Below are 19,387 nucleotides of genomic sequence, written 5' to 3' on the forward strand. Positions count from 1 at the left end.
GGGCTTCGGCGAGACGGTCGACTTCGACCACATCAAGCGGCACTACTACGCCACCCATCGGGAGATCAACCACGCCCGTGCGGCGTGCCCCAGCCGGACTCGTCCGGCCCGAGCGGCACAATTCCGGTCGGGTTGATCTCCCGATGGGTGGCGTAGTAGTGCCGCTTGATGTGGTCGAAGTCGACCGTCTCGCCGAAGCCCGGGGTCTGGAACAGGTCCCGTGCGTACGCCCACAGCACCGGCATCTCGGTCAGCTTGCCGCGGTTGCACTTGAAGTGCCCGTGGTACGCGGCGTCGAAGCGGACCAGCGTGGTGAACAGCCGCACGTCGGCCTCGGTGATCGCGTCGCCCATCAGGTAGCGCTGCCCGGCCAGGCGTTCGGAGAGGACGTCCAGTCGGGCGAAGAGAGCCCGGAACGCCTCGTCGTACGCCTCCTGGGAGGTGGCGAACCCGCACCGGTAGACGCCGTTGTTGACGTCGGTGTGGATTTCGGCCATCAGCGCGTCCATCTCGGGACGCAGTTCCTCCGGGTAGAGGTCCGGCGCCCCCGCACGGTGCAGCGACCGCCACTCCGTCGAGAAGTCGAGGGTGAGCTGCGGATAGTCGTTGGTGACGACCCGGCCGGTCAGGGTGTCCACCAGCGCCGGCACCGTCACCCGGCCGGTGTAGTCCGGGTCGGTGGCCAGGTACGCCTCGGACAGGAAGCTCACGCCGAGGACCGGGTCGAAGCCGTCCGGGTCGAGGGCGAACGCCCAGCCCCGCTCGTCCCGGATCGGGTCGACGGTGCCCAGCGAGATCGCGTCGTCCAGCCCGAGCAGGCCGCGCACGATCCTCGCCCGGTGCGCCCACGGGCAGGCCCGGCACCAGATCAGCCGGTACCGGCCGGCCTCCAGCGGCCAGCGGTCCTGCTCGTCCGGACCGCCGCCGGGCGGCGAGGTCGAGTCGGCGGTGACCCGCCCGGTGAATCGGTTGGGCTGACGGACGAACGCGCCGCCGCCGCTGGTCTCTGCGCTGAACTGGGCCCGGGCCATGCCGTCAACCTATCCGCTGCCGGCGCGGATATCCTGGCGCCCGGTAGCCCCCGCGACCCGGTGGGCGTGCCCCCACCCCCCGCCGTCTGCACCCCCGAAGGACTCGCGATGACAGTGGCATACCTGGTGGCCGGTGTTCGTACCCCGATCGGCCGGTACGCCGGCGCGCTGGCCGGCGTCCGCCCCGACGACCTGGCCGCGCACGTGATCCGCGAGCTGGTCGCCCGGCACCCCTCGGTGGACTGGGCGCGGGTGGACGACGTCGTGCTCGGCTGCGCCAACCAGGCCGGCGAGGACAACCGCAACGTCGCCCGGATGGCGGCGCTGCTGGCCGGCCTGCCCGAGGAGGTGCCGGGCAGCACCGTCAACCGGCTCTGCGGCTCCGGTCTGGACGCCCTCGCCACCGCCGCCCGGTCCATCGTCGCCGGCGACGCCGAGATGGTGATCGCCGGCGGGGTGGAGAGCATGAGCCGTGCGCCGTTCGTCATGCCGAAGGCGACGTCGGCGTACTCCCGGTCGGCCGAGGTGTACGACACCACCCTGGGTTGGCGGTTGGTGAACCCGCTGATGCGCGACGGCTGGGGCGTCGACTCGATGCCGGAGACGGCGGAGAACGTCGCCGCCGAGTACGGCGTCAGCCGGGCCGAGCAGGACGCCTTCGCGTACCGCTCGCAGCAGCGCGCCGCCAAGGCGCAGGCCGACGGCCGGTTCGCCGAGGAGATTGTGGCGGTGTCCGTGCCCGCCGGCCGTCGGGAGACCCGGCTGGTCGCTGTCGACGAGCACCCCCGCGAGACCTCGCTGGACAAGCTCGCGGCGCTGCCGACCCCGTTCCGCGACGGCGGCACGGTGACCGCCGGCAACTCGTCGGGCGTCAACGACGGAGCTGTCGCTCTGCTGGTCGCCAGCGAGGCGGCGGTGCAGCGGTACGGCCTGACGCCACTGGCCCGGGTCAGCGGCGCGGCGGCGGCCGGCGTACCGCCCCGGATCATGGGCATCGGCCCGGTGCCGGCGACCCGCAAGCTGCTCGACCGGGTCGGCGTCGAGGTGGGCGCGGTGGACGTGGTGGAGCTGAACGAGGCGTTCGCCGCCCAGTCCGTGGCGGTGCTGCGGGAGCTGGGGCTACCCGTGGACGCCGAACACGTCAACCCGAACGGCGGCGCGATCGCGCTGGGGCACCCGCTCGGGGCCAGCGGTGCGCGCCTGGCGCTGACCGCCGCCCTGGAGTTGCGTCGTCGCGGCGGTCGCCGGGCTCTGGCCACCATGTGCATCGGCGTCGGTCAAGGCATCTCGCTGTTGCTGGAGTCAGCCGCCTAGAGTGGTCCACACCACACGACCCGCGGGTCTGCCGGTGGTCGCGCACGTCCGTCGACGCCGGTGCCGTCCCGCGCCGCGGCGACGAACTGGGGAGCACACTGATGCCCGACGGACTGCCGACCGAGATCGATCTGACCAGGCCGAGTGCGGCCCGGGTGTACGACTACTTCCTTGGCGGGGCGCACAACTTCGAGATCGACCGGCAGTTGGCCGAACAGATCGCGAGCATGACCCCGAACCTCGCCGCCACCATGCGGTCCGGCCGTGAGTTCCTGCGCCGGGCCGTCCGGGTGCTGCTCGACGCCGGCATCGACCAGTTCCTCGACATCGGCTCCGGAATTCCCACCGTCGGCAACGTGCACGAGGTGGCCCAGGGGGTCAACCCCAAGGCCCGGGTGGTGTACGTCGACATCGACCCGGTCGCGGTCGCCCACAGCCGGGAGTTGCTCGCGGGCAACGAGCTGACCGGGGTCATCCACGCCGACCTGCGCGAGCCGGAGCGCATCCTCGCCGAGACCCGGCAGCTCGGGCTGATCGACTTCAGTCGACCGATGGGCATCCTGCTGGCCGGGGTGGTGCACTTCATCCCCGACAGCGACGGGCCCGAGGAGATCCTGGCCACCCTGCGGGCCGCCGCCGCACCGGGCAGCTTCCTGGTCCTCTCGCACTCCACATTCGAGGACCAGCCACAGGAGATGCTGGACGCCCAGCGACTCTCCGCCCGAACGGACACCGAGATCACCCTGCGCTCCCGCGCCCAGGTGACCGGCTTCTTCGGCGACTGGACCGTCCTGGAGCCGGGCGTGGTGCACATGCCGCTCTGGCGTCCCGACTCACCGTCCGACGTGGACGAGCACCCGGAGCGGTTCGGCGCCTTCGGTGGCGTCGCCCGGTACGACCAGCCCGCCGGCTGATCCCATGGCCGCCGTCCCGGATCCCGCCGGGGTTCATGCCGGCCGGGACCCCGCCGGGGTCGATGCCGGCCGGGACCCCGCCGGGGTCGATGCCGGCCGGGCCGACGCCCAGGGGTACGCCGCCGACTGGGCCCGCGCGGTACGCCGCCTCGGTTTCGTGCCGCTCAGCGCGGCCGAGACCGAGCGGCTGCTGCTGGTGCACACGGTCCGGCTGGCGCAGGCGGTACGGGCGGAGCCGTTCACCGCCCGCCCCGCCGAGGAGGTCGGCGCGGCGCTGGTGGAGGCGCACCTGACCGAGCCGCAGGCCCTGGACTGGACGGTGCACGCCCTCGGTGCGGACTTCCCGCGCCGGGTGCTGGCGGCCAGCGACCGGCCGGCGGACCTCGCCGACCGGATGGCGGCGTTGCAGGGCGGGCTGGCCGCCGGATTCGCCCGGGCGCTCCGCGACCGCACGTTCAGCCAGCAGGAGCGGATCGCCCGTTCGGCCTGGCAGGCCCGCGACGAGGTCGAGCAGGCGCTGCGCGACAGCGAGGCGCGTTTTCGGGCCGTCTTCACCGGTGCCGCGATCGGGATCGGCATCGCCGACGTCGACGGCCGGATCGTCGATGTCAACCAGGCATTCGCCGACATGCTCGGCTACTCGATCGAGGAGCTGTGCGAGACCAACGTGGCGTCGTTGTTCCACGCCGACGACGCCGTCGGCATGTGGGAGCTGTACCAGGAGCTGGTCGAGGGCAAGCATGAATCCGCCCGGGTGGAGAAGCGTTACCACCGCAAGGACGGCAGCATGGTCTGGACCGACCTGGCCGTCTCGCTGATCCGCCACGACGACGGTAGGCCCCGCTACACCGTTGCGATGATCGAGGACATCACCCAGCGCTACGAACTCCAGCAGCGGCTGCGTTTCCAGGCGCTGCACGACCCACTGACCGGGTTGCCCAACCGGACGTTGTTCTTCGAGACGCTGGGTCGGGTCCTCGACGGCGCGGGAACCGGGCAGCGGGTAGGGGTGTGCTTCCTCGACCTGGACGGCTTCAAGGCGATCAACGACAGCCTCGGTCACGACCTCGGTGACCAGCTGCTGGTGATGATCGGCCGGCGGTTGAACGCGTGCGTGGCCGACCACGGCCACCTGGTCGCCCGGATGGGTGGCGACGAGTTCGTGATCCTCGTCGACGGAGGAGACGACGTCGACGACGCGGTGGCCGTCGCGGAGGCGGCGCTGTCCGCCGTCGCGGCCCCGGTGCACGTCGGCGACCACCAGTTGGCCGTCTCCGCCAGCGTGGGCATCGTGCAGTGCCCGGCGGAGGAGACCAGCCCGTCGGAGCTGATGAAGGCCGCGGACACCACGCTCTACTGGGCGAAGGCGGCGGGCCGGGGCCAATGGGCGGTCTACGACCCGGAGCGCAGCGCCCGGGACATCGCCCGGTCGGCGCTGGTCGCCGGGCTGCCCGCCGCGCTGGACCGGGGTGAGTTCGTCCTGCACTACCAACCGATCGTGTCGCTGCTGGAGGGCAGCATGCTCGCGGTGGAGGCGCTGGTCCGCTGGGAGCACCCGGAGCTGGGCCTGATCGGACCGGACCGGTTCATCGGCCTGGCCGAGGAGACCGGCTTGATCGTCCGACTCGGGGAGTGGGTGCTCCGGCAGGCCTGTCACGACGCTGAGCGGTGGTGGCGGGAGTTCCCCGACGCCCGGCTGGTGGTCAGCGTCAACCTGGCCGCGCGACAGGCCGACGACCCGACGATCGTGGAGACCGTGGCGGACGCCCTGCACACCAGCGGACTGCCCGCGGACCTGCTCCAACTGGAACTGACCGAGAGTGCGGTGATGGGCAGCGCCGACGAGCCGTTGCGCAGCCTGTACCGGCTCGCCGCGCTGGGTGTCCGGCTGGCCGTGGACGACTTCGGCACCGGGTACTCCAACCTCGCGTACCTGCGGCGGCTGCCGATCCACTGCCTGAAACTCGCCGGGCCGTTCGTCGAGGGCATCCGCGCCGACAATGCTGCCGACCACCGCGACGAACGCATCGTCGACGCGCTGGTCCGGTTGGCGCACGCGTTGGAGTTGTGGGTGACCGCCGAGGCGGTCGAGACCGGGGAGCAGGCGGAACGGTTGCGGGCGCTGCGCTGTGACACCGGGCAGGGCCGGTTCTTCGGCGCCCCGGCCCCGGCCGGTGTGATCACCGCCCGGCTGCGTGGCGATGTGGCGGCGTGAGCGAGCGTAGGAGCGGAGTGCTGGTGTGAGCGCGTGGGTGAACGTTGCGGGCTGACCGGCGGCAGGGCAAGGTGACTGCGTGGACCTGACCGACTCGCAGACGGCGGTGACAGTGGTGGCCGGGTTGGCCATCCTGGCCGGTTTGGCTGGCGTGGTGGTGCCTGGCCTGCCGGCGTTGCCGCTGTGCTGGGGTGGCGTGCTGCTCTGGGCGATCTTCGGTGGCGCGGGCATGACTGGCTGGGCGGTGTTCGCCGCTGCAACGGTGGCCGCCGCGGGTGGCGTCGTGATCAAGTACGCGTGGCCCGGCCGGAACCTGAAGAACTCGGGTGTGCCGACGTCCACGCTGGTCGCCGGCGCGGTGCTCGGCATCATCGGGTTCTTCGTGGTGCCGGTCGTCGGGTTGGTGCTCGGCTTCGTCGCCGGGGTGTGGGCGGCGGAACGCCTCCGACTGGGCAGCAACCGCCTCGCCTGGCCGTCCACAGTGCAGGCGCTCAAGGCCGCCGGCCTTTCGATGCTCGTGGAGTTCCTGGCCGGCGTGATCATCGCCGCCCTCTGGGTAGCCGGCCTCCTCCTGACCTAGAACCCCACCCTCACCGTGTTGATCAAGAGGTTTGCGTCAGGCAGAGCCCGAAATCTGACGCAAACCTCTTGATCACGCCGGAGAGAGGGGGCGGGAGAGGGGCGCGGGGCACTTTTCGGGTACGGCGGGAGGCCGTACGTGAGAGAGAGGTGTGCCCCGCGCCTCCGGGGTCCGGGCGGTCCGAGTGCCCGGGGTCGGCCCTGATCGGGCCTGGTCACGGGGTCAAGGATGCGCGTCGGGATGGCTGGACGGCAACGCATTTAGCCCGATGGCGGTGACATTCCCACCGACCATGTATTGACCGTCTTGATCGGCCGGGATCACACTTTGCCCACTCGCACGCGGAACCACCTCAGGGAGGTGTGCAGTGGCAACGACCCCCGTGCCAACCGCCGAGCAACCGATGGACGACGATGCCCGACGGCTCGCCGAACTCGGCTACAAACAGGAGCTGCGCCGCAAGTGGAGCGGCTTCTCCAACTTCGCCATCTCGTTCTCGATCATCTCCATCCTGGCCGGCTGCTTCACCACCTTCGGCCAGGCGTGGAACAACGGCGGGCCGGTCGCCATCTCCTGGGGCTGGCCGCTGATCTCGCTGTTCATCCTCATCATCGGCTTCTGCATGGCGGAGCTGGTGTCGGCGTACCCGACAGCGGGCGGGATCTACTGGTGGGCTGCCACCATGGGCCGCCCGGTGCACGGCTGGTTCACCGGCTGGTTGAACCTGATCGGCCTGGTGGCGGTCACCGCCTCGGTGGACTACGGCTGCGCGACGTTCCTCAACCTGACCCTGTCGGCGCTCTTCGACGGGTGGGCCGGGACGCTGCGCCAGGCGTTCGTCCTCTTCGTGATCATCCTGGTGCTGCACGGCCTGATCAACATCTTCGGGCACCGGATCATCGACGTACTCCAGAACGTCTCGGTCTGGTGGCACGTGGCCGGCGCGGCCGTCGTGGTGGCCATCCTGGTCTTCGTCCCGGACGACCACCAGAGCTTCCAGTTCGTGTTCACCGAGCGCTTCAACAACTCCGGCTTCGGTGACGGGGACGTCGGCGGGTTGACGTTCTGGTTCTACGTGCTGCCGCTGGGCTTCCTGCTGACCCAGTACACGATCACCGGTTTCGACGCCTGCGCGCACGTCTCCGAGGAGACCCGTGGCGCTTCGCAGGCCGCCGCGCGCGGGCTCTGGCAGTCGATCTTCTATTCGGCGGTCGGCGGCTGGATCCTGCTGCTGGCGTTCCTCTTCGCAGCCACCGACGTGGAGGCGGTCAACGCCGCGGGCGGCTTCTCCGGCGCGATCTTCGAATCCGCTCTGACTCCGGTCTTCTTCAAGATCGTCATCATCATCTCGACCATCGGCCAGTTCTTCTGCGGCATGAGTTGCGTGACCTCGATGAGCCGGATGGCCTACGCGTTCAGCCGGGACCGTGCGGTGCCCGGTTGGCGGCTCTGGTCGACTGTCGACCGCAACGGCACCCCGGTCAACGCGATCATCGGCGCCACACTGGCCGGCCTGGTGCTGACCCTGCCGGCGCTGTACGAGAGCTCGGCCGGCATTCCGGTCGCGTTCTACGCGGTGGTGTCCGTCGCGGTGCTTGGGCTCTACCTGTCCTTCCTCATCCCGATCGCCCTGCGGCTGCGGATGGGTGACCGGTTCGTCCCCGGCCCGTGGACGCTGGGGCGGAAGTACAAGCTGCTCGGCTGGATCGCGGTCATCGAGATCGCGGTCATCGCTGTCTACTTCGTGCTGCCGATCGTGCCCGCCGGGGTGCCCGGCAACGACGGGTTCACCTGGTCGGCGGTGAACTACGCGCCGCTCGCCGTCGGCGGGGTACTGCTGGTGGTCGCCGTCTGGTGGTACGCCTCGGCCCGCAAATGGTTCACCGGTCCGGTGCGTACCGTCGAGGACCCGGCGGACGAACGACGGTCGGCGGCGGTCGACGGGCCAGGCTGATCCGGCTACCCGGATCAGGGCTGCGCGGGGACGGCGGCGTGGGATCCGGCACGACCGGCGGGCGGCGGCTGCCGCTCGCCGGTCGTGAAGCGCAGGATGCGGTCGTCCGTGGGTACCGGCGCGCCATTGCCGTCACGATTGCTGGTGGCCACCCAGAGGGAGCCGTCCGGGGCCAACTCCACGGTACGAAGCCGGCCGTAGGCACCCACCAGCTCGGCGACCGGAGTGCCAACCGTGCCAGTGGCGCTGACCGGAATGGTCCACAGCCGGGCCCCGCGCAGCGCGGCGACGAACAACGTGCCGTTGGCGAAGGTGGCGCCACTCGGCGACGCCTGTGCCGGGGGCCAGACCACCACCGGCGCGCGGAACCGGGGGTCGGTGCTCGGGCCCTCCACGATCGGCCAGCCGTAGTTGCCGCCCCGGACGATGACGTTGACCTCGTCCCAGGTGTTCTGACCGAACTCGGTGGCGAACAGGCGCCCGCGTGGATCCCAGGCCAGCCCCTGTACGTTGCGGTGCCCGTAGCTGTAGACCGGCGAGCCAGGGAACGGGTTGTCCGCCGGGATGGCACCGTTCGGCCGGATCCGCAGGATCTTGCCATTGCGGCTGGACAGTCGCTGCGCGTTGGCGGGGACACCGGCGTCACCGATGCCGGCGTAGAGCAGCCCGTCCGGGCCGAAGGCGATCCGACCACCGTCGTGGAACGATGCCCGAGCGATGCCACTGATGATCACCTGCTGGGTCTGCGGCGCATTGAGGCGGAACCGCGTGATCCGGATGTCGGAGGCGGTGGTGAAGCAGACGTAGACCCACCGGTCCAGCCGGTAGCGCGGGGAGACGGCCAGGCCGAGCAGCCCCGCCTCGCCGCCGGCGACCACCCCGGGGATCTGGGCGACCTGTACGGGCGGCTGCCCCGGTCGGATCCGCAACACGGTGCCCAGGTCGCGCTGTGCCACCAGAGCGCTGCCGTCGGGGAGGAAGTCGAGCCCCCAGGACACGTCGAGCCCCGTCGCGACGACCTCCGGGTCGGCGAAGTCGAAACCGCCGGCACCCAGTGTGACGACCGACCCGGGTGCCGGACGCATCTCCGCCTCGGCGTGCACCGTCGTGCCCAGCGCGGTGACGAGGGCGGCGACGGCCGTGATTGCTCGCAGACGCATGACAGCTCCTCGCGTGGTTTGCCGCCGACCGGGCCGGGGGCATTGACGGTGATCCGGATTGCCAGTAGACCTTGGTGATGGAGGCCCGCTAATGAGCAGAACGCCATTGACGCTGGAAGAGTTGCGGGTCGCCGTCGAGGCCGGCGAGATAGACACCGTGGTGTTGGCCCTGGTCGACATGCAGGGCCGCTTGCAGGGCAAACGGTTCCACGCGCCGTTCTTCCTCGACCAGGTGGTGGCCAACGGCAGCGAGGGCTGCAACTACCTGCTCGCCGTGGACGTCGACATGAACACCGTCGACGGGTACGCGATGTCGAGCTGGGAGCGCGGCTACGGCGACTTCGCGATGGTGCCGGACTTCGGCACGTTGCGCCGGGTCCCCTGGCAACCCGGCTCCGCGATGCTGCTGGCCGACCTGACCTGGCTCGACGGCTCGGGTGACGTGGTCGCCTCGCCTCGGCAGATCCTGCGCCGCCAGCTGGACCGGCTGGCCGAGCACGGGCTGACCGCGTACGCCGGCACCGAGCTCGAGTTCGTGCTGTTCCGCGACTCGTACGAGGACGCCTGGCGGCGGGGCTACCGGGACCTCACCCCGGCGAATCAATACAACGTGGACTACTCGTTGCTCGGCACAGCCCGGGTGGAGCCGCTGCTGCGCCGGATCCGCACCGAGATGGCCGCCGCCGGGCTGACGCCGGAGAGCGCCAAGGGCGAGTGCAACCTCGGCCAGCACGAGATCGCGTTCCGCTACGACGAGGCGGTGGCCTGCGCCGACCACCACGTGATCTACAAGAACGGCGCCAAGGAGATCGCCGCCCAGGAGGGCATGGCGATCACCTTCATGGCCAAGCCGAACGAGCGGGAGGGCAACTCCTGCCACATCCACTTCTCGCTGCGCGACTCCTCCGGCTCGTCGGCGATGCTCGGTGACGGGCCAGCGCATCTGAGCGAGACCGGGCAGCGGGTGCTCGCCGGGCTGTTGGCCACCATGCGGGAGTTCAGCCTGCTCTTCGCCCCGAACATCAACTCCTACAAGCGTTACCAGCCGGGGTCGTTCGCCCCGACGGCGCTGCGGTGGGGGGTGGACAACCGCACGTGCGCGCTGCGGGTGGTCGGCCACGGTCAGGGGATGCGGGTGGAGAACCGGGTGCCCGGCGCCGACGTCAACCCGTACCTGGCGATCGCCGGGCTGGTCGCCGGCGCGCTGCACGGCATCGACCAGGAGCTGGAGCTGAGCGACGAGTGCACCGGCAACGCGTACGACGACCCGGAGGCCGAGCGGGTCCCCGGCACGCTGCGCGACGCCCTGGCCCTCTGGGAGGGTTCGACGGTGGCCCGGGAGGCGTTCGGGGCGGAGGTGGTGGCCCACTACGCCAACCAGGCGCGGGTCGAGCTGGCTGCCTTCGACGCCGCGGTGACGGACTGGGAGCTGACCCGTGGCTTCGAACGCCTGTGAGACCCCTGTTGACGTCGATCATGGAGTTGTGGTGGACGGTATGAGGTGGATCGCGGCTTTGATGGGGCACCACAACTCCATGATCGACGAGGCGGGGGCGGGGTGGGGCTTGTGACGCTCGTGGTTGACCCCTCCAGCGGGGTGGGGTTTCGGGAGGTTCCCGGGGCTTCGGTGGGGGAGGTGGACGCGGCTGTCGAGCGGGCGGCTGCCGCCTTCGAGACATGGCGGAAGGTCGGGCCGGGGGATCGGGCCCGGTTGCTGCGGCGGTTCGCCTCCGTCGTCGACGCGCATCTGGACGAGTTGGCCGCGCTGGAGGTCCGCAACTCCGGGCACACCATCGGCAACGCCCGGTGGGAAGCCGGCAACGTGCGGGACGTCCTGGACTACTACGCCGGGGCGCCGGAGCGGTTGACCGGGCGGCAGATCCCGGTGCCGGGTGGGCTGGACGTCACCTTCCACGAGCCGCTGGGCGTGGTCGGCGTGATCGTGCCGTGGAACTTCCCGATGCCGATCGCCGCCTGGGGATTCGTGCCGGCCCTCGCCGCCGGCAACACAGTGGTGCTCAAACCCGCCGAGCTGACCCCGCTCACCGCGCTGCGGCTGGCCGAGCTGGCCCGCGAGGCCGGCCTGCCCGACGACGTGTTCACCGTCGTACCGGGCGAGGGGGCTGTGGTGGGGGAGCGGTTCGTCAGCCACCCGGCGGTCCGCAAGATCTGCTTCACCGGCTCGACCGAGGTCGGCACCCGGATCATGGCCGGCTGCGCCGCCCAGGTGAAGCGGCTCACCCTGGAGTTGGGGGGCAAGAGCGCGAACATCGTGTTCGCCGACGCGGACCTGGAACGCGCCGCCGCGACCGCGCCGGGCGCGGTCTTCGACAACGCCGGCCAGGACTGCTGCGCACGGTCGCGGATCCTCGTCCAACGGCCGGTGTACGACCGGTTCCTGGCGCTCCTCGAACCAGCGGTACGCGCGGTGCGGGTCGAGGACCCGTCCCGGGACACCTCCGAGATGGGCCCGCTCATCTCCGCCACCCAACGGGACCGGGTCGCCGGCTACCTGACCGACGCGACGGTCGCGTTCACCGGGTCCTGCCCCGACGGCCCCGGGTTCTGGCACGCGCCCACTGTGCTGTTGGCCGACTCACCTGCCGACCGGCACTGGCGGGAGGAGATCTTCGGGCCGGTGGTCTCGGTGCTGCCCTTCGACGACGAGGCCGACGCGGTCCGGCTCGCCAACGACACCGAGTACGGCCTGTCCGGCTCCATCTGGACCCGGGACGTGGGTCGGGCGCTGCGCCTGGCCCGCGCCGTCGAGGCGGGCAACCTCAGTGTCAACTCGCACTCCTCGGTGCGCTACTGGACCCCGTTTGGTGGGATGAAGCGTTCCGGGCTCGGCCGTGAGCTGGGCCCGGACGCGCTGCACTCCTTCACCGACGTCAAGAACGTGTTCATCGCGACAGAGGAGTGATGCGGGTGCAGGGTCGGTTGCAGGACCGGGTGGCAGTGGTCACCGGCGCGGGCAGCGGCATCGGGTTGGCCACCGTCCGGCGGTTCGCCGCCGAGGGGGCCAGGGTGGTGTGCGTGGACATCGACACGACGGCCGGCACGAAGGCGGCCGAGGAGTGCGGCGGCGAGTTCGTCCACACCGACGTGGCCGACGAGTCGGCGGTACGTGACCTGTTCGACGGGGTGGCCGACCGGCACGGCCGGGTGGACGTCGCGTTCAACAACGCCGGCATCTCCCCACCCGACGACGACTCCATCCTGGACACCGGCCTCGACGCGTGGGAGCGGGTGCTCCGGGTCAACACGACGAGCGTCTACCTGTGCTGCAAGTACGCGATCCCGCACATGCGTCGCCAGGGCAAGGGGTCGATCATCAACACCGCCTCCTTCGTGGCGCTGATGGGCGCGGCGACGTCGCAGATCGCGTACACCGCGAGCAAGGGCGGGGTGCTGGCGATGACCCGGGAGCTGGGTGTGCAGTTCGCCCGCGAGGGCATCCGGGTCAACGCGCTCTGTCCGGGCCCGGTGGCCACCCCGCTGCTGTTGGAGTTGTTCGCCGCCGATCCGGAGCGGGCCGCCCGCCGCCTCGTGCACGTGCCGATGGGCCGGTTCGGACAACCGGAGGAGATCGCCGCCGCGGTGGCGTTCCTGGCCAGCGACGACGCCTCGTTCATGACCGCCGCGCAGTTCGTGGTCGACGGCGGCATCACCGGCGCGTACGTCACGCCTCTGTGAGCGCGAGGAGTGAGCCGGTCTTGCGAGCCCCGCAGTCGCGAACGGTGCCAGCGCTGTGAGGAGGCCGCTGATCGGGATCAGCGCGTACGTCGAGCCGGCCGGTTGGGCGGTGTGGAGGGACGTACCGGCCGTTCTGCTGCCGGAGGCGTACGCGCGGGCGGTGACGACCGCCGGCGGCCGGGCCGTGGTCCTGCCGCCGGACGACGTGGACGGTGACGTGGTGACGGTCCTGGACGGACTGCTGTTGGCAGGTGGCGCCGACGTCGGTCCGGGTCGGTACGGGCAGCGGCCCGACCCGCGTACCGAGGACCGGCCGGACCGGGACGCCGGCGAGTTGACAGTGTTGGCCGCCGCGCTCGCCGCCGAAATGCCGGTGCTGGGCGTGTGCCGGGGCATGCAGTTGCTCGCCGTCGCCTACGGCGGAACCCTGCACCAGCACCTGCCCGACGTGGTCGGTCATGATGCGCACCGCCCGGCGCCCGGTGTCTACGGCAGCCACCCGGTGCGGTTCGCGCCGGGAAGTCTGGCGGCGACGGTGCTGGCCGGGGTGGACCGGGTCAACTCCTACCACCACCAGGCGGTCGCCGACCCGGGCCGGCTGTGGGTCACCGGTTGGGCGGAGGACGGTGTGGTGGAAGCGGTGGAGGATCCGGCCCTGCCGTTCGTGCTCGGTGTGCAGTGGCATCCGGAGAACGAGCCGGACCCGCTGCCGATCACCGCGCTGGTGCGGGCCGCCGGGCGGCTGGTCGACAGCGGGTGTGACGCTCGTCGCCCCCGTGCGGTGGCGTCACCGGTGGGAGGATCGACGGATGGGCAAGGTCTATCCGGAGATCGACAGTCGACTGGGTGACTTCATCACGGCTCAGCCGCTCTTCTTCGTGGCCACCGCGCCGTCCGGCGCAGAGGGGCACGTCAACGTCTCGCCGAAGGGCATGCGGGGCACCTTCGTGATCCTCGGGCCGCACCGGGTGGCCTACCTCGACTATCACGGCAGCGGGGCGGAGACCATCGCCCACCTGCGGGACAACGGCCGGATCACGCTGATGTTCTGTGCCTTCGACGGGCCGCCGAAGATCGTCCGGCTGCACGGCCGGGGCATCAGCGTCGCCGTGACCGAGGAGACCTTCGCCGACCGGCTCGCCGAGTTTCCGGCGCCTCCGGACGTGCACGCCGTCCGGGCGGTGATCACCGTCGAGGTGGAGCGGGTCAGCGACTCCTGCGGCTACGCGGTGCCCCTGATGGACTTCCGCACCGAGCGTGATCTGTTGCTCACGTCACACTCCCGTCGTACGGCCGAGGATCTGGTGGCCTACCGGGCCACCAAGAACGCGGCAAGCATCGACGGGCTGCCGGTCTTCTGACTGGTCGGAGCGCTTCGACCACCGCCGTTCGACGCCGCGGCGCACCCGCGCTGTCCGGTGTCCGACGGCTCGCACGAACGTCAACAGCGTCCATCTGTCGTGATGCGTTACGTTGCTGGTCCGCTGGGGTACAAGTCCGAGCACGGCGGGAGAAGATCAACGGTCGCGGGGTCGGCCGGAGCGGGAGGCTGCATGAGCTCGGCCCAGGGGGGTGCGGACGAACGGCATCCTGCCGCGTCCGGCAGCGAGACCTCCCCGATGCTGGCCGCGGCGTTCGCGGCCGGTGGTGAGTTGGGCGAGCGGCTGGCGACCTTCGACTGGTCCTCCGGCCCGTTGGGCACACCTGGTCAGTGGCCTGTCGCGCTGTCCAACGCGGTCGGCATGATGCTCGCCTCCAGCGCGCCGATCGCCATGTTCTGGGGTGACGACCATCTCGCCTTCTACAACGACGCCTACCGGCCGACCATCGGTGCCAAGCACCCGTACGCCATCGGCCAACCGGCCCGCGCGTCCTGGGCGGAGACCTGGCCGGTACTCGGCCCGCTGCTCGACGGCGTCCGGACCACAGGTCGCTCCTACCGTGGCGAGGATCACCCCTTCCTGCTGGACCGGCACGGCTTCGTCGAGCAGACCTACTTCAACGTCTCGTACGACCCGATCCGCAGCGCCGACGGTTCGGTCGGTGGCGTCTACTGCATCGTCAGCGAGACCACCGGACGGGTGCTCGGCGAGCGCCGGCTGCGGGCACTGGCCGAACTGGGCGCCGAGCTGAACGACATCGGCAGCGCCGCCGAGCTCGGCCGAACCGCGGCCGAGGTGCTCGGCCGGCACCGGGCGGACGTGCCGCTCGCCCTGATCTACCTGGCCGACGCCAGCGGTCAACTCGCCCTGGCCGGCTCGACCGGCAGCGTCCCGCCGGCCGTCGACGCCGTCGCGCAGGTGCTGGCCCGGGTGACCGCCGACGGCACGCCCGCCACGGTCGAGGTGGCCGACCTGGTCGAGTCGCCGCCGGTCGACGCCGCCGACCAGGCCCTCGTACTGCCGCTCACGGCGACCAACCAGACGGTGGGCGCGCTGATCGTCGGCGTGGGCCGTCAGCTACCGCTCGGCGACGACTACCGGAACTTCCTCGACCTGGTCGCCGCGCAGATCTCCCGTGCGGTCGGCACGCAGCGTGCGTACGAGCAGGAACGGGCCCGGGCCGCCGAGTTGGCGGCACTGGACCGGGCGAAGACCAACTTCTTTGCCAACGTCAGCCACGAGTTCCGCACCCCGCTGACCCTGGTGCTCGGCCCACTGGAGGACATGCTGGCCGACCCGGCGCTACCCGCCTCCGGGACCGAGCGGCTCACCACGATGCACCGCAACGCGTTGCGCCTGCTCAAGCTGGTCAACACAGTGCTGGACTTCTCCCGACTGGAGTCCGGTCGGCTCGCCGCCCGCTACCAGCCCACCGACCTCGCCGGCTACACGGCCCGGCTGGCCAGCACCTTCCGGTCGGCCACCGATCGGGCCGGATTGCGGCTGGTGGTGGACTGCCCGCCGCTGCCGGCGCCGGTCTTCGTCGACCGCGACATGTGGGAGAAGATCGTCCTCAACCTGGTGTCCAACGCTGTCAAGTTCACCTTCGACGGCGAGATCCGGGTGCAGGTCCGGGCGTTGGACGGCGCGGCCCGGCTGGAGGTGACCGACACCGGCATCGGCATTGTGCCGAACGAGATTCCGCACGTCTTCGAGCGGTTCCACCGGGTGCCCGGGGCGCGCGCACGCACCCACGAGGGCACCGGGATCGGCCTGGCGCTGGTCCGGGAGCTGGTCGAAATGCACGGCGGCGAAGTGGGGTTGACCAGCCAGGTCGACGAGGGCAGCACCTTCACGGTGACCATCCCGACCGGTGCGGAACACCTGCCGGCGGACCGGGTCGTCACGTTCGGCCACCAGCCGACGGGTGAGCCCGAGCAGGCCCGCCTTTTCGTGGCGGAGACCGCGTTGTGGAGCGGCACCGGCCCGGCACCCGAGTACGACAGCCGGCCGACCGACGGCACCCCGGCCGGCCGGATCCTGGTCGTCGACGACAACGCGGACCTGCGCGAGCACGTCACGCGGCTGCTCTCCCCGACCTGGGAGGTGGTCACCGCGAACGACGGGCTGGCCGCGCTGCCGCTGGCCCGCGACGGCGGGTTCGACCTGGTGCTCAGCGACGTGATGATGCCCCGACTGGACGGGTTCGGGCTGGTGAGCGCGCTGCGTGCGGACCCGCGTACCCGGCATGTGCCGATCGTGCTGCTCTCCGCCCGGGCCGGTGCCGCGGAGGCCGTCGCCGGTCTCTCCGCCGGCGCGGACGACTACCTCACCAAGCCCTTCGCCAGCCAGGAGTTGATCGCCCGGGTCCGGGCCAACGTCGAGCTGGGCCAGCTCCGCGGGCAGATCATCCGCCGGCTCCGGGCGCTGGCCGACGCGGCGGTGGCGGTCAACACCGCCCGGTCCACCGGCGACGTGCTCCAGGTCGCCGCCCGACACGCGCTCAGCCTCGCCGAGGCCGCCCGAGTGGTGATCACCGCGGCCGGGGTCCGCTCCGAGGCGGACGGCGGTGGCGCCGCCGCCGCGGACCCGTCCTTCGTGACCGAGCTGACGGGCACCGCCGGTGACACTCTCGGCGAGCTGCGGGTCTGGCGACCCGCCGGCGACGACGCGCAGGCCGACGACGCCGCGCTGACCCAGCTGGCCCGGCTGGTCGGGGTGCGGTTGGAGAACGCCCAGCTCTACGAGGCCGAACACCGCATCGCCACCACCCTGCAACACAGCCTGCTGCCGCGAACGCTGCCGCAGCTGCCTGGAGCGGTGCTGGCCAGCCGTTACCTGCCCGGCACCGCCGACGTCGAGGTCGGCGGTGATTGGTACGACGCCATCGCCCTCGACAACGGCGACCTGGTGCTGGTCATCGGCGACGTGGTCGGCAAGGGCGTCCAGGCCGCCGCCGCGATGGGGCAACTGCGCAACGCCCTGCGGGCGTACCTGCTGGAGGGCTACGGCCCGGGCGAGTCGCTGACCCGGCTCAACCGGCTGGTCGGGTCCACCGAGCGCCGTTCCTTCGCGACGGTGGTCTGTCTGGTGTTCGATCCGCGTACCAGCCGCCTGCGGTACGCCAGTGCCGGTCACCCGTCCCCACTGCTGATCAGAGGAGCCGACGTGGCGTTCCTGCACGTCCGCGCGCTCGGCCCGCCGGTAGGTGCCATCCCCGACGCGACGTACGAGGCGGTCGAGGGTGAGTTGGCGTCGGGCAGTCGGTTGCTGCTCTACACCGACGGGCTGATCGAGGACCGGCAACTCGACATCGACGGCGCGCTGGCCCAACTGTGCCTGGACGCGGCTACCCCCAGCGAGCACGTGGCCGACCTGATCGACGCGGTGGTCGAGCGGGTCGACGGGCGGCCCCGCCGTGACGACGTGGCGGTGCTCGCCCTCGAAGCGGTGGAGCTGAACCGCTTCGCCTTGCGGCTACCGGCGGACCCGACCCGGCTGAGCGTGCTGCGTAAGCGTCTGGAGGACTTCTTGGTCGCGCACGAGGTCGGTGAGACCGACGTGTTCGACCTGACCGTCGCGGTCTCCGAGGCCGCCGCGAACGCCATCGAACACCCGGTCCACCCCGCCGAGGCCACGATCAGCGTGGAGGTGGCCATCGAGAACAGGACGGTGACGGCCACCGTGCGGGACAGCGGGCAGTGGCGTGAGTCGACCGGCTCCGGGTTCCGGGGGCGTGGTCTGGCCCTGATCAGGGCGTTGGGTGACCTGTCGGTGCGGCGTACCGACGAGGGCACCGAGGTGACGCTGCGCCGGCAGTTGCGGGACTGACCGCGCGCCCGGCGCGGTCGTTCAGGTCGGGCTGAGCCAGGTCTGCTCGCCCAGGCCGGAGATGTCCAGCACCCGACGGACCTGCCGGGACGGCAGGACGGTGAGCGTGCCCGGAAACTGCTGGGCGAGCCGGACCAGGGCGTGGATGGCGGCCGAGTCGAAGAAGGTGACAGTGCGCAGGTCGAGGGTGATCCGCTCGGCGGGCTCGCGCAGCGCGGTCTGGAGCATCGTGTCCGCGGTCGCCATGTCGACCTCACCGGCCACCACGACGCGAAGGTGGTCACCGTCGATCTCCGCGCTGGCGGAGAAGACAGGTGGTGCTCCCCCTTGATCCACGCAGACACCATGGCACAGCGACACTTGCAGGGCAACAACCTCCTCCCAGCAGCCGTGGCGCGGGTCACCAGCGCTCCCGGCGATAGGCTTGTGGCATGACCGTCCGCCCTCCGCTGACACCCGGCACGCTCTCCCCGCTGCGACCGGTGCCGTCCCAGATCGCCCGACCGGAGTACGTGGGCAAGAAGCGTCCGCAGGAGTGGCGTGGCTCGCACGTGCAGACGCCGGAGACCATCGAGAAGATGCGGGTCGCCAGCCGACTCGCCGCCCAGGCGACCCAACTCGCCGGCGAGCACTGCAAGCCCGGCGTGACCACCGACGAGATCGACAAGGTGGTGCACGAGTTCCTCTGCGACCACGGCGCCTACCCGTCGACGCTGGGCTACAAGGGCTTCCCGAAGTCCTGCTGCACCAGCATCAACGAGGTCATCTGCCACGGCATCCCGGACTCCACCGTCATTCAGGACGGCGACATCATCAACGTCGACGTCACCGCGTACATCGGTGGGGTGCACGGTGACACCGACGCCACCTTCTGCGTCGGTGAGGTCAGCGAGGAAGCCCGACTGCTGGTCGAGCGCACCCACGAGGCGATGATGCGCGGTATCCGCGCGGTCGCCCCGGGCCGGCAGATCAATGTGGTGGGCCGGGTCATCGAGTCGTACGCCAAGCGGTTCGGCTACGGGGTGGTCCGCGACTTCACCGGCCACGGCATCGGCGAGGCCTTCCACAGCGGGCTCTACGTGCCGCACTACGACAGCCCGCGTCCCACCGACATCATGGAACCGGGGATGACGTTCACCATCGAGCCGATGATCACTCTCGGCACCTACCAGTACGACATGTGGGACGACGGGTGGACCGTCGTCACCAAGGACCGGAAGTGGACGGCCCAGTTCGAGCACACCATCGTGGTGACCGACGACGGCCACGAGATTCTCACCCTGCCGTGAGCGCGAGGAACGCAGCGAAGC

15 protein-coding genes are annotated in these 19,387 nt (G+C 71.0%); 12 read left to right on the plus strand and 3 right to left on the minus strand.

Features of this window, described 5'->3' with window-relative positions; genetic code table 11:
* Window positions 1–65 precede the first annotated feature (65 nt).
* Complete coding sequence (locus ACWCO3_RS08720; RefSeq protein ID WP_145785032.1) at window positions 66–1,031, minus strand: glutathione S-transferase family protein; 966 nt, start codon at window positions 1,029–1,031, stop codon at window positions 66–68.
* A 108-nt stretch (window positions 1,032–1,139) separates the two neighbouring features.
* Here ACWCO3_RS08720 and pcaF point away from each other — a divergent pair, with 108 nt between their 5' ends.
* The 5 genes from pcaF (at window position 1,140) to ACWCO3_RS08745 (ending at window position 8,008) form a co-directional block, all read left to right on the plus strand.
* Window positions 1,140–2,345, plus strand: a complete 1,206-nt coding sequence (pcaF, locus tag ACWCO3_RS08725; protein ID WP_357933695.1) for a 3-oxoadipyl-CoA thiolase — start codon at window positions 1,140–1,142, stop codon at window positions 2,343–2,345.
* A gap of 101 nt (window positions 2,346–2,446) precedes the next feature.
* Window positions 2,447–3,259 (plus strand): SAM-dependent methyltransferase, encoded by an 813-nt coding sequence (locus tag ACWCO3_RS08730; protein WP_357933698.1) that lies wholly within the window; start codon window positions 2,447–2,449, stop codon window positions 3,257–3,259.
* Window positions 3,260–3,263: 4 nt separating this feature from the next.
* On the plus strand, window positions 3,264–5,474 hold the full coding sequence (locus ACWCO3_RS08735; protein WP_450009223.1) for a putative bifunctional diguanylate cyclase/phosphodiesterase: 2,211 nt from the start codon (window positions 3,264–3,266) through the stop codon (window positions 5,472–5,474).
* 79 nt (window positions 5,475–5,553) lie between these two features.
* The gene (locus ACWCO3_RS08740) at window positions 5,554–6,054 is read left to right on the plus strand and encodes a DUF456 domain-containing protein (RefSeq protein ID WP_358075959.1); all 501 of its coding nucleotides are present in this window, start codon (window positions 5,554–5,556) and stop codon (window positions 6,052–6,054) included.
* Between the two features lie 367 nt (window positions 6,055–6,421).
* Entirely contained in the window at window positions 6,422–8,008 is a 1,587-nt protein-coding gene (locus ACWCO3_RS08745) for an amino acid permease (RefSeq protein ID WP_145785027.1), read from the plus strand.
* Between the two features lie 14 nt (window positions 8,009–8,022).
* Here the strand turns inward: ACWCO3_RS08745 and ACWCO3_RS08750 are convergent, their stop codons facing one another.
* Window positions 8,023–9,168, minus strand: a complete 1,146-nt coding sequence (locus tag ACWCO3_RS08750) for a PQQ-dependent sugar dehydrogenase (protein WP_450009226.1) — start codon at window positions 9,166–9,168, stop codon at window positions 8,023–8,025.
* Window positions 9,169–9,259: 91 nt separating this feature from the next.
* Between ACWCO3_RS08750 and ACWCO3_RS08755 the strand changes: the two genes are divergently transcribed.
* The 6 genes from ACWCO3_RS08755 to ACWCO3_RS08780 all read left to right on the plus strand — a co-directional run bounded on the left by ACWCO3_RS08755 (window position 9,260) and on the right by ACWCO3_RS08780 (window position 18,077).
* A complete protein-coding gene (locus ACWCO3_RS08755; RefSeq protein ID WP_450009228.1) occupies window positions 9,260–10,624 on the plus strand; it encodes a glutamine synthetase family protein in 1,365 nt (454 codons plus the stop codon).
* 111 nt (window positions 10,625–10,735) lie between these two features.
* On the plus strand, window positions 10,736–12,091 hold the full coding sequence (locus tag ACWCO3_RS08760; protein ID WP_450009230.1) for an aldehyde dehydrogenase family protein: 1,356 nt from the start codon (window positions 10,736–10,738) through the stop codon (window positions 12,089–12,091).
* Window positions 12,091–12,864, plus strand: a complete 774-nt coding sequence (locus ACWCO3_RS08765; protein WP_145785023.1) for a 3-oxoacyl-ACP reductase — start codon at window positions 12,091–12,093, stop codon at window positions 12,862–12,864. The genes ACWCO3_RS08760 and ACWCO3_RS08765 overlap by 1 nt, the downstream gene beginning before the upstream one ends.
* Window positions 12,865–12,919: 55 nt before the next feature.
* Complete coding sequence (locus tag ACWCO3_RS08770) at window positions 12,920–13,714, plus strand: gamma-glutamyl-gamma-aminobutyrate hydrolase family protein (protein WP_450009232.1); 795 nt, start codon at window positions 12,920–12,922, stop codon at window positions 13,712–13,714.
* Complete coding sequence (locus ACWCO3_RS08775) at window positions 13,674–14,225, plus strand: pyridoxamine 5'-phosphate oxidase family protein (protein WP_357933715.1); 552 nt, start codon at window positions 13,674–13,676, stop codon at window positions 14,223–14,225. Before ACWCO3_RS08770 ends, ACWCO3_RS08775 begins: the two co-directional genes overlap by 41 nt.
* A gap of 192 nt (window positions 14,226–14,417) precedes the next feature.
* The gene (locus ACWCO3_RS08780; protein ID WP_358162606.1) at window positions 14,418–18,077 is read left to right on the plus strand and encodes a SpoIIE family protein phosphatase; all 3,660 of its coding nucleotides are present in this window, start codon (window positions 14,418–14,420) and stop codon (window positions 18,075–18,077) included.
* A 21-nt stretch (window positions 18,078–18,098) separates the two neighbouring features.
* Here the strand turns inward: ACWCO3_RS08780 and ACWCO3_RS08785 are convergent, their stop codons facing one another.
* Window positions 18,099–18,413, minus strand: a complete 315-nt coding sequence (locus ACWCO3_RS08785) for an STAS domain-containing protein (RefSeq protein WP_208745084.1) — start codon at window positions 18,411–18,413, stop codon at window positions 18,099–18,101.
* Between the two features lie 95 nt (window positions 18,414–18,508).
* Here ACWCO3_RS08785 and map point away from each other — a divergent pair, with 95 nt between their 5' ends.
* Entirely contained in the window at window positions 18,509–19,366 is an 858-nt protein-coding gene (gene map, locus ACWCO3_RS08790; protein WP_354889632.1) for a type I methionyl aminopeptidase, read from the plus strand.
* Window positions 19,367–19,387: the final 21 nt, after the last annotated feature.

Source organism: Micromonospora sp. NPDC002411, from assembly GCF_053592955.1.

Excerpts from the sequence above, each read along its gene's own strand:
- ACWCO3_RS08755 (WP_450009228.1), top strand. The coding sequence starts at position 9,260 with ATGAGCAGAACGCCATTGACGCTGGAAGAGTTGCGGGTCGCCGTCGAG.
- map (WP_354889632.1), top strand. The coding sequence starts at position 18,509 with ATGACCGTCCGCCCTCCGCTGACACCCGGCACGCTCTCCCCGCTGCGA.
- ACWCO3_RS08735 (WP_450009223.1), top strand. The coding sequence starts at position 3,264 with ATGGCCGCCGTCCCGGATCCCGCCGGGGTTCATGCCGGCCGGGACCCC.
- ACWCO3_RS08750 (WP_450009226.1), bottom strand. The coding sequence starts at position 9,168 with ATGCGTCTGCGAGCAATCACGGCCGTCGCCGCCCTCGTCACCGCGCTG.
- ACWCO3_RS08765 (WP_145785023.1), top strand. The coding sequence starts at position 12,091 with ATGCGGGTGCAGGGTCGGTTGCAGGACCGGGTGGCAGTGGTCACCGGC.
- ACWCO3_RS08720 (WP_145785032.1), bottom strand. The coding sequence starts at position 1,031 with ATGGCCCGGGCCCAGTTCAGCGCAGAGACCAGCGGCGGCGGCGCGTTC.
- ACWCO3_RS08730 (WP_357933698.1), top strand. The coding sequence starts at position 2,447 with ATGCCCGACGGACTGCCGACCGAGATCGATCTGACCAGGCCGAGTGCG.
- pcaF (WP_357933695.1), top strand. The coding sequence starts at position 1,140 with ATGACAGTGGCATACCTGGTGGCCGGTGTTCGTACCCCGATCGGCCGG.
- ACWCO3_RS08780 (WP_358162606.1), top strand. The coding sequence starts at position 14,418 with ATGAGCTCGGCCCAGGGGGGTGCGGACGAACGGCATCCTGCCGCGTCC.
- ACWCO3_RS08775 (WP_357933715.1), top strand. The coding sequence starts at position 13,674 with ATGGGCAAGGTCTATCCGGAGATCGACAGTCGACTGGGTGACTTCATC.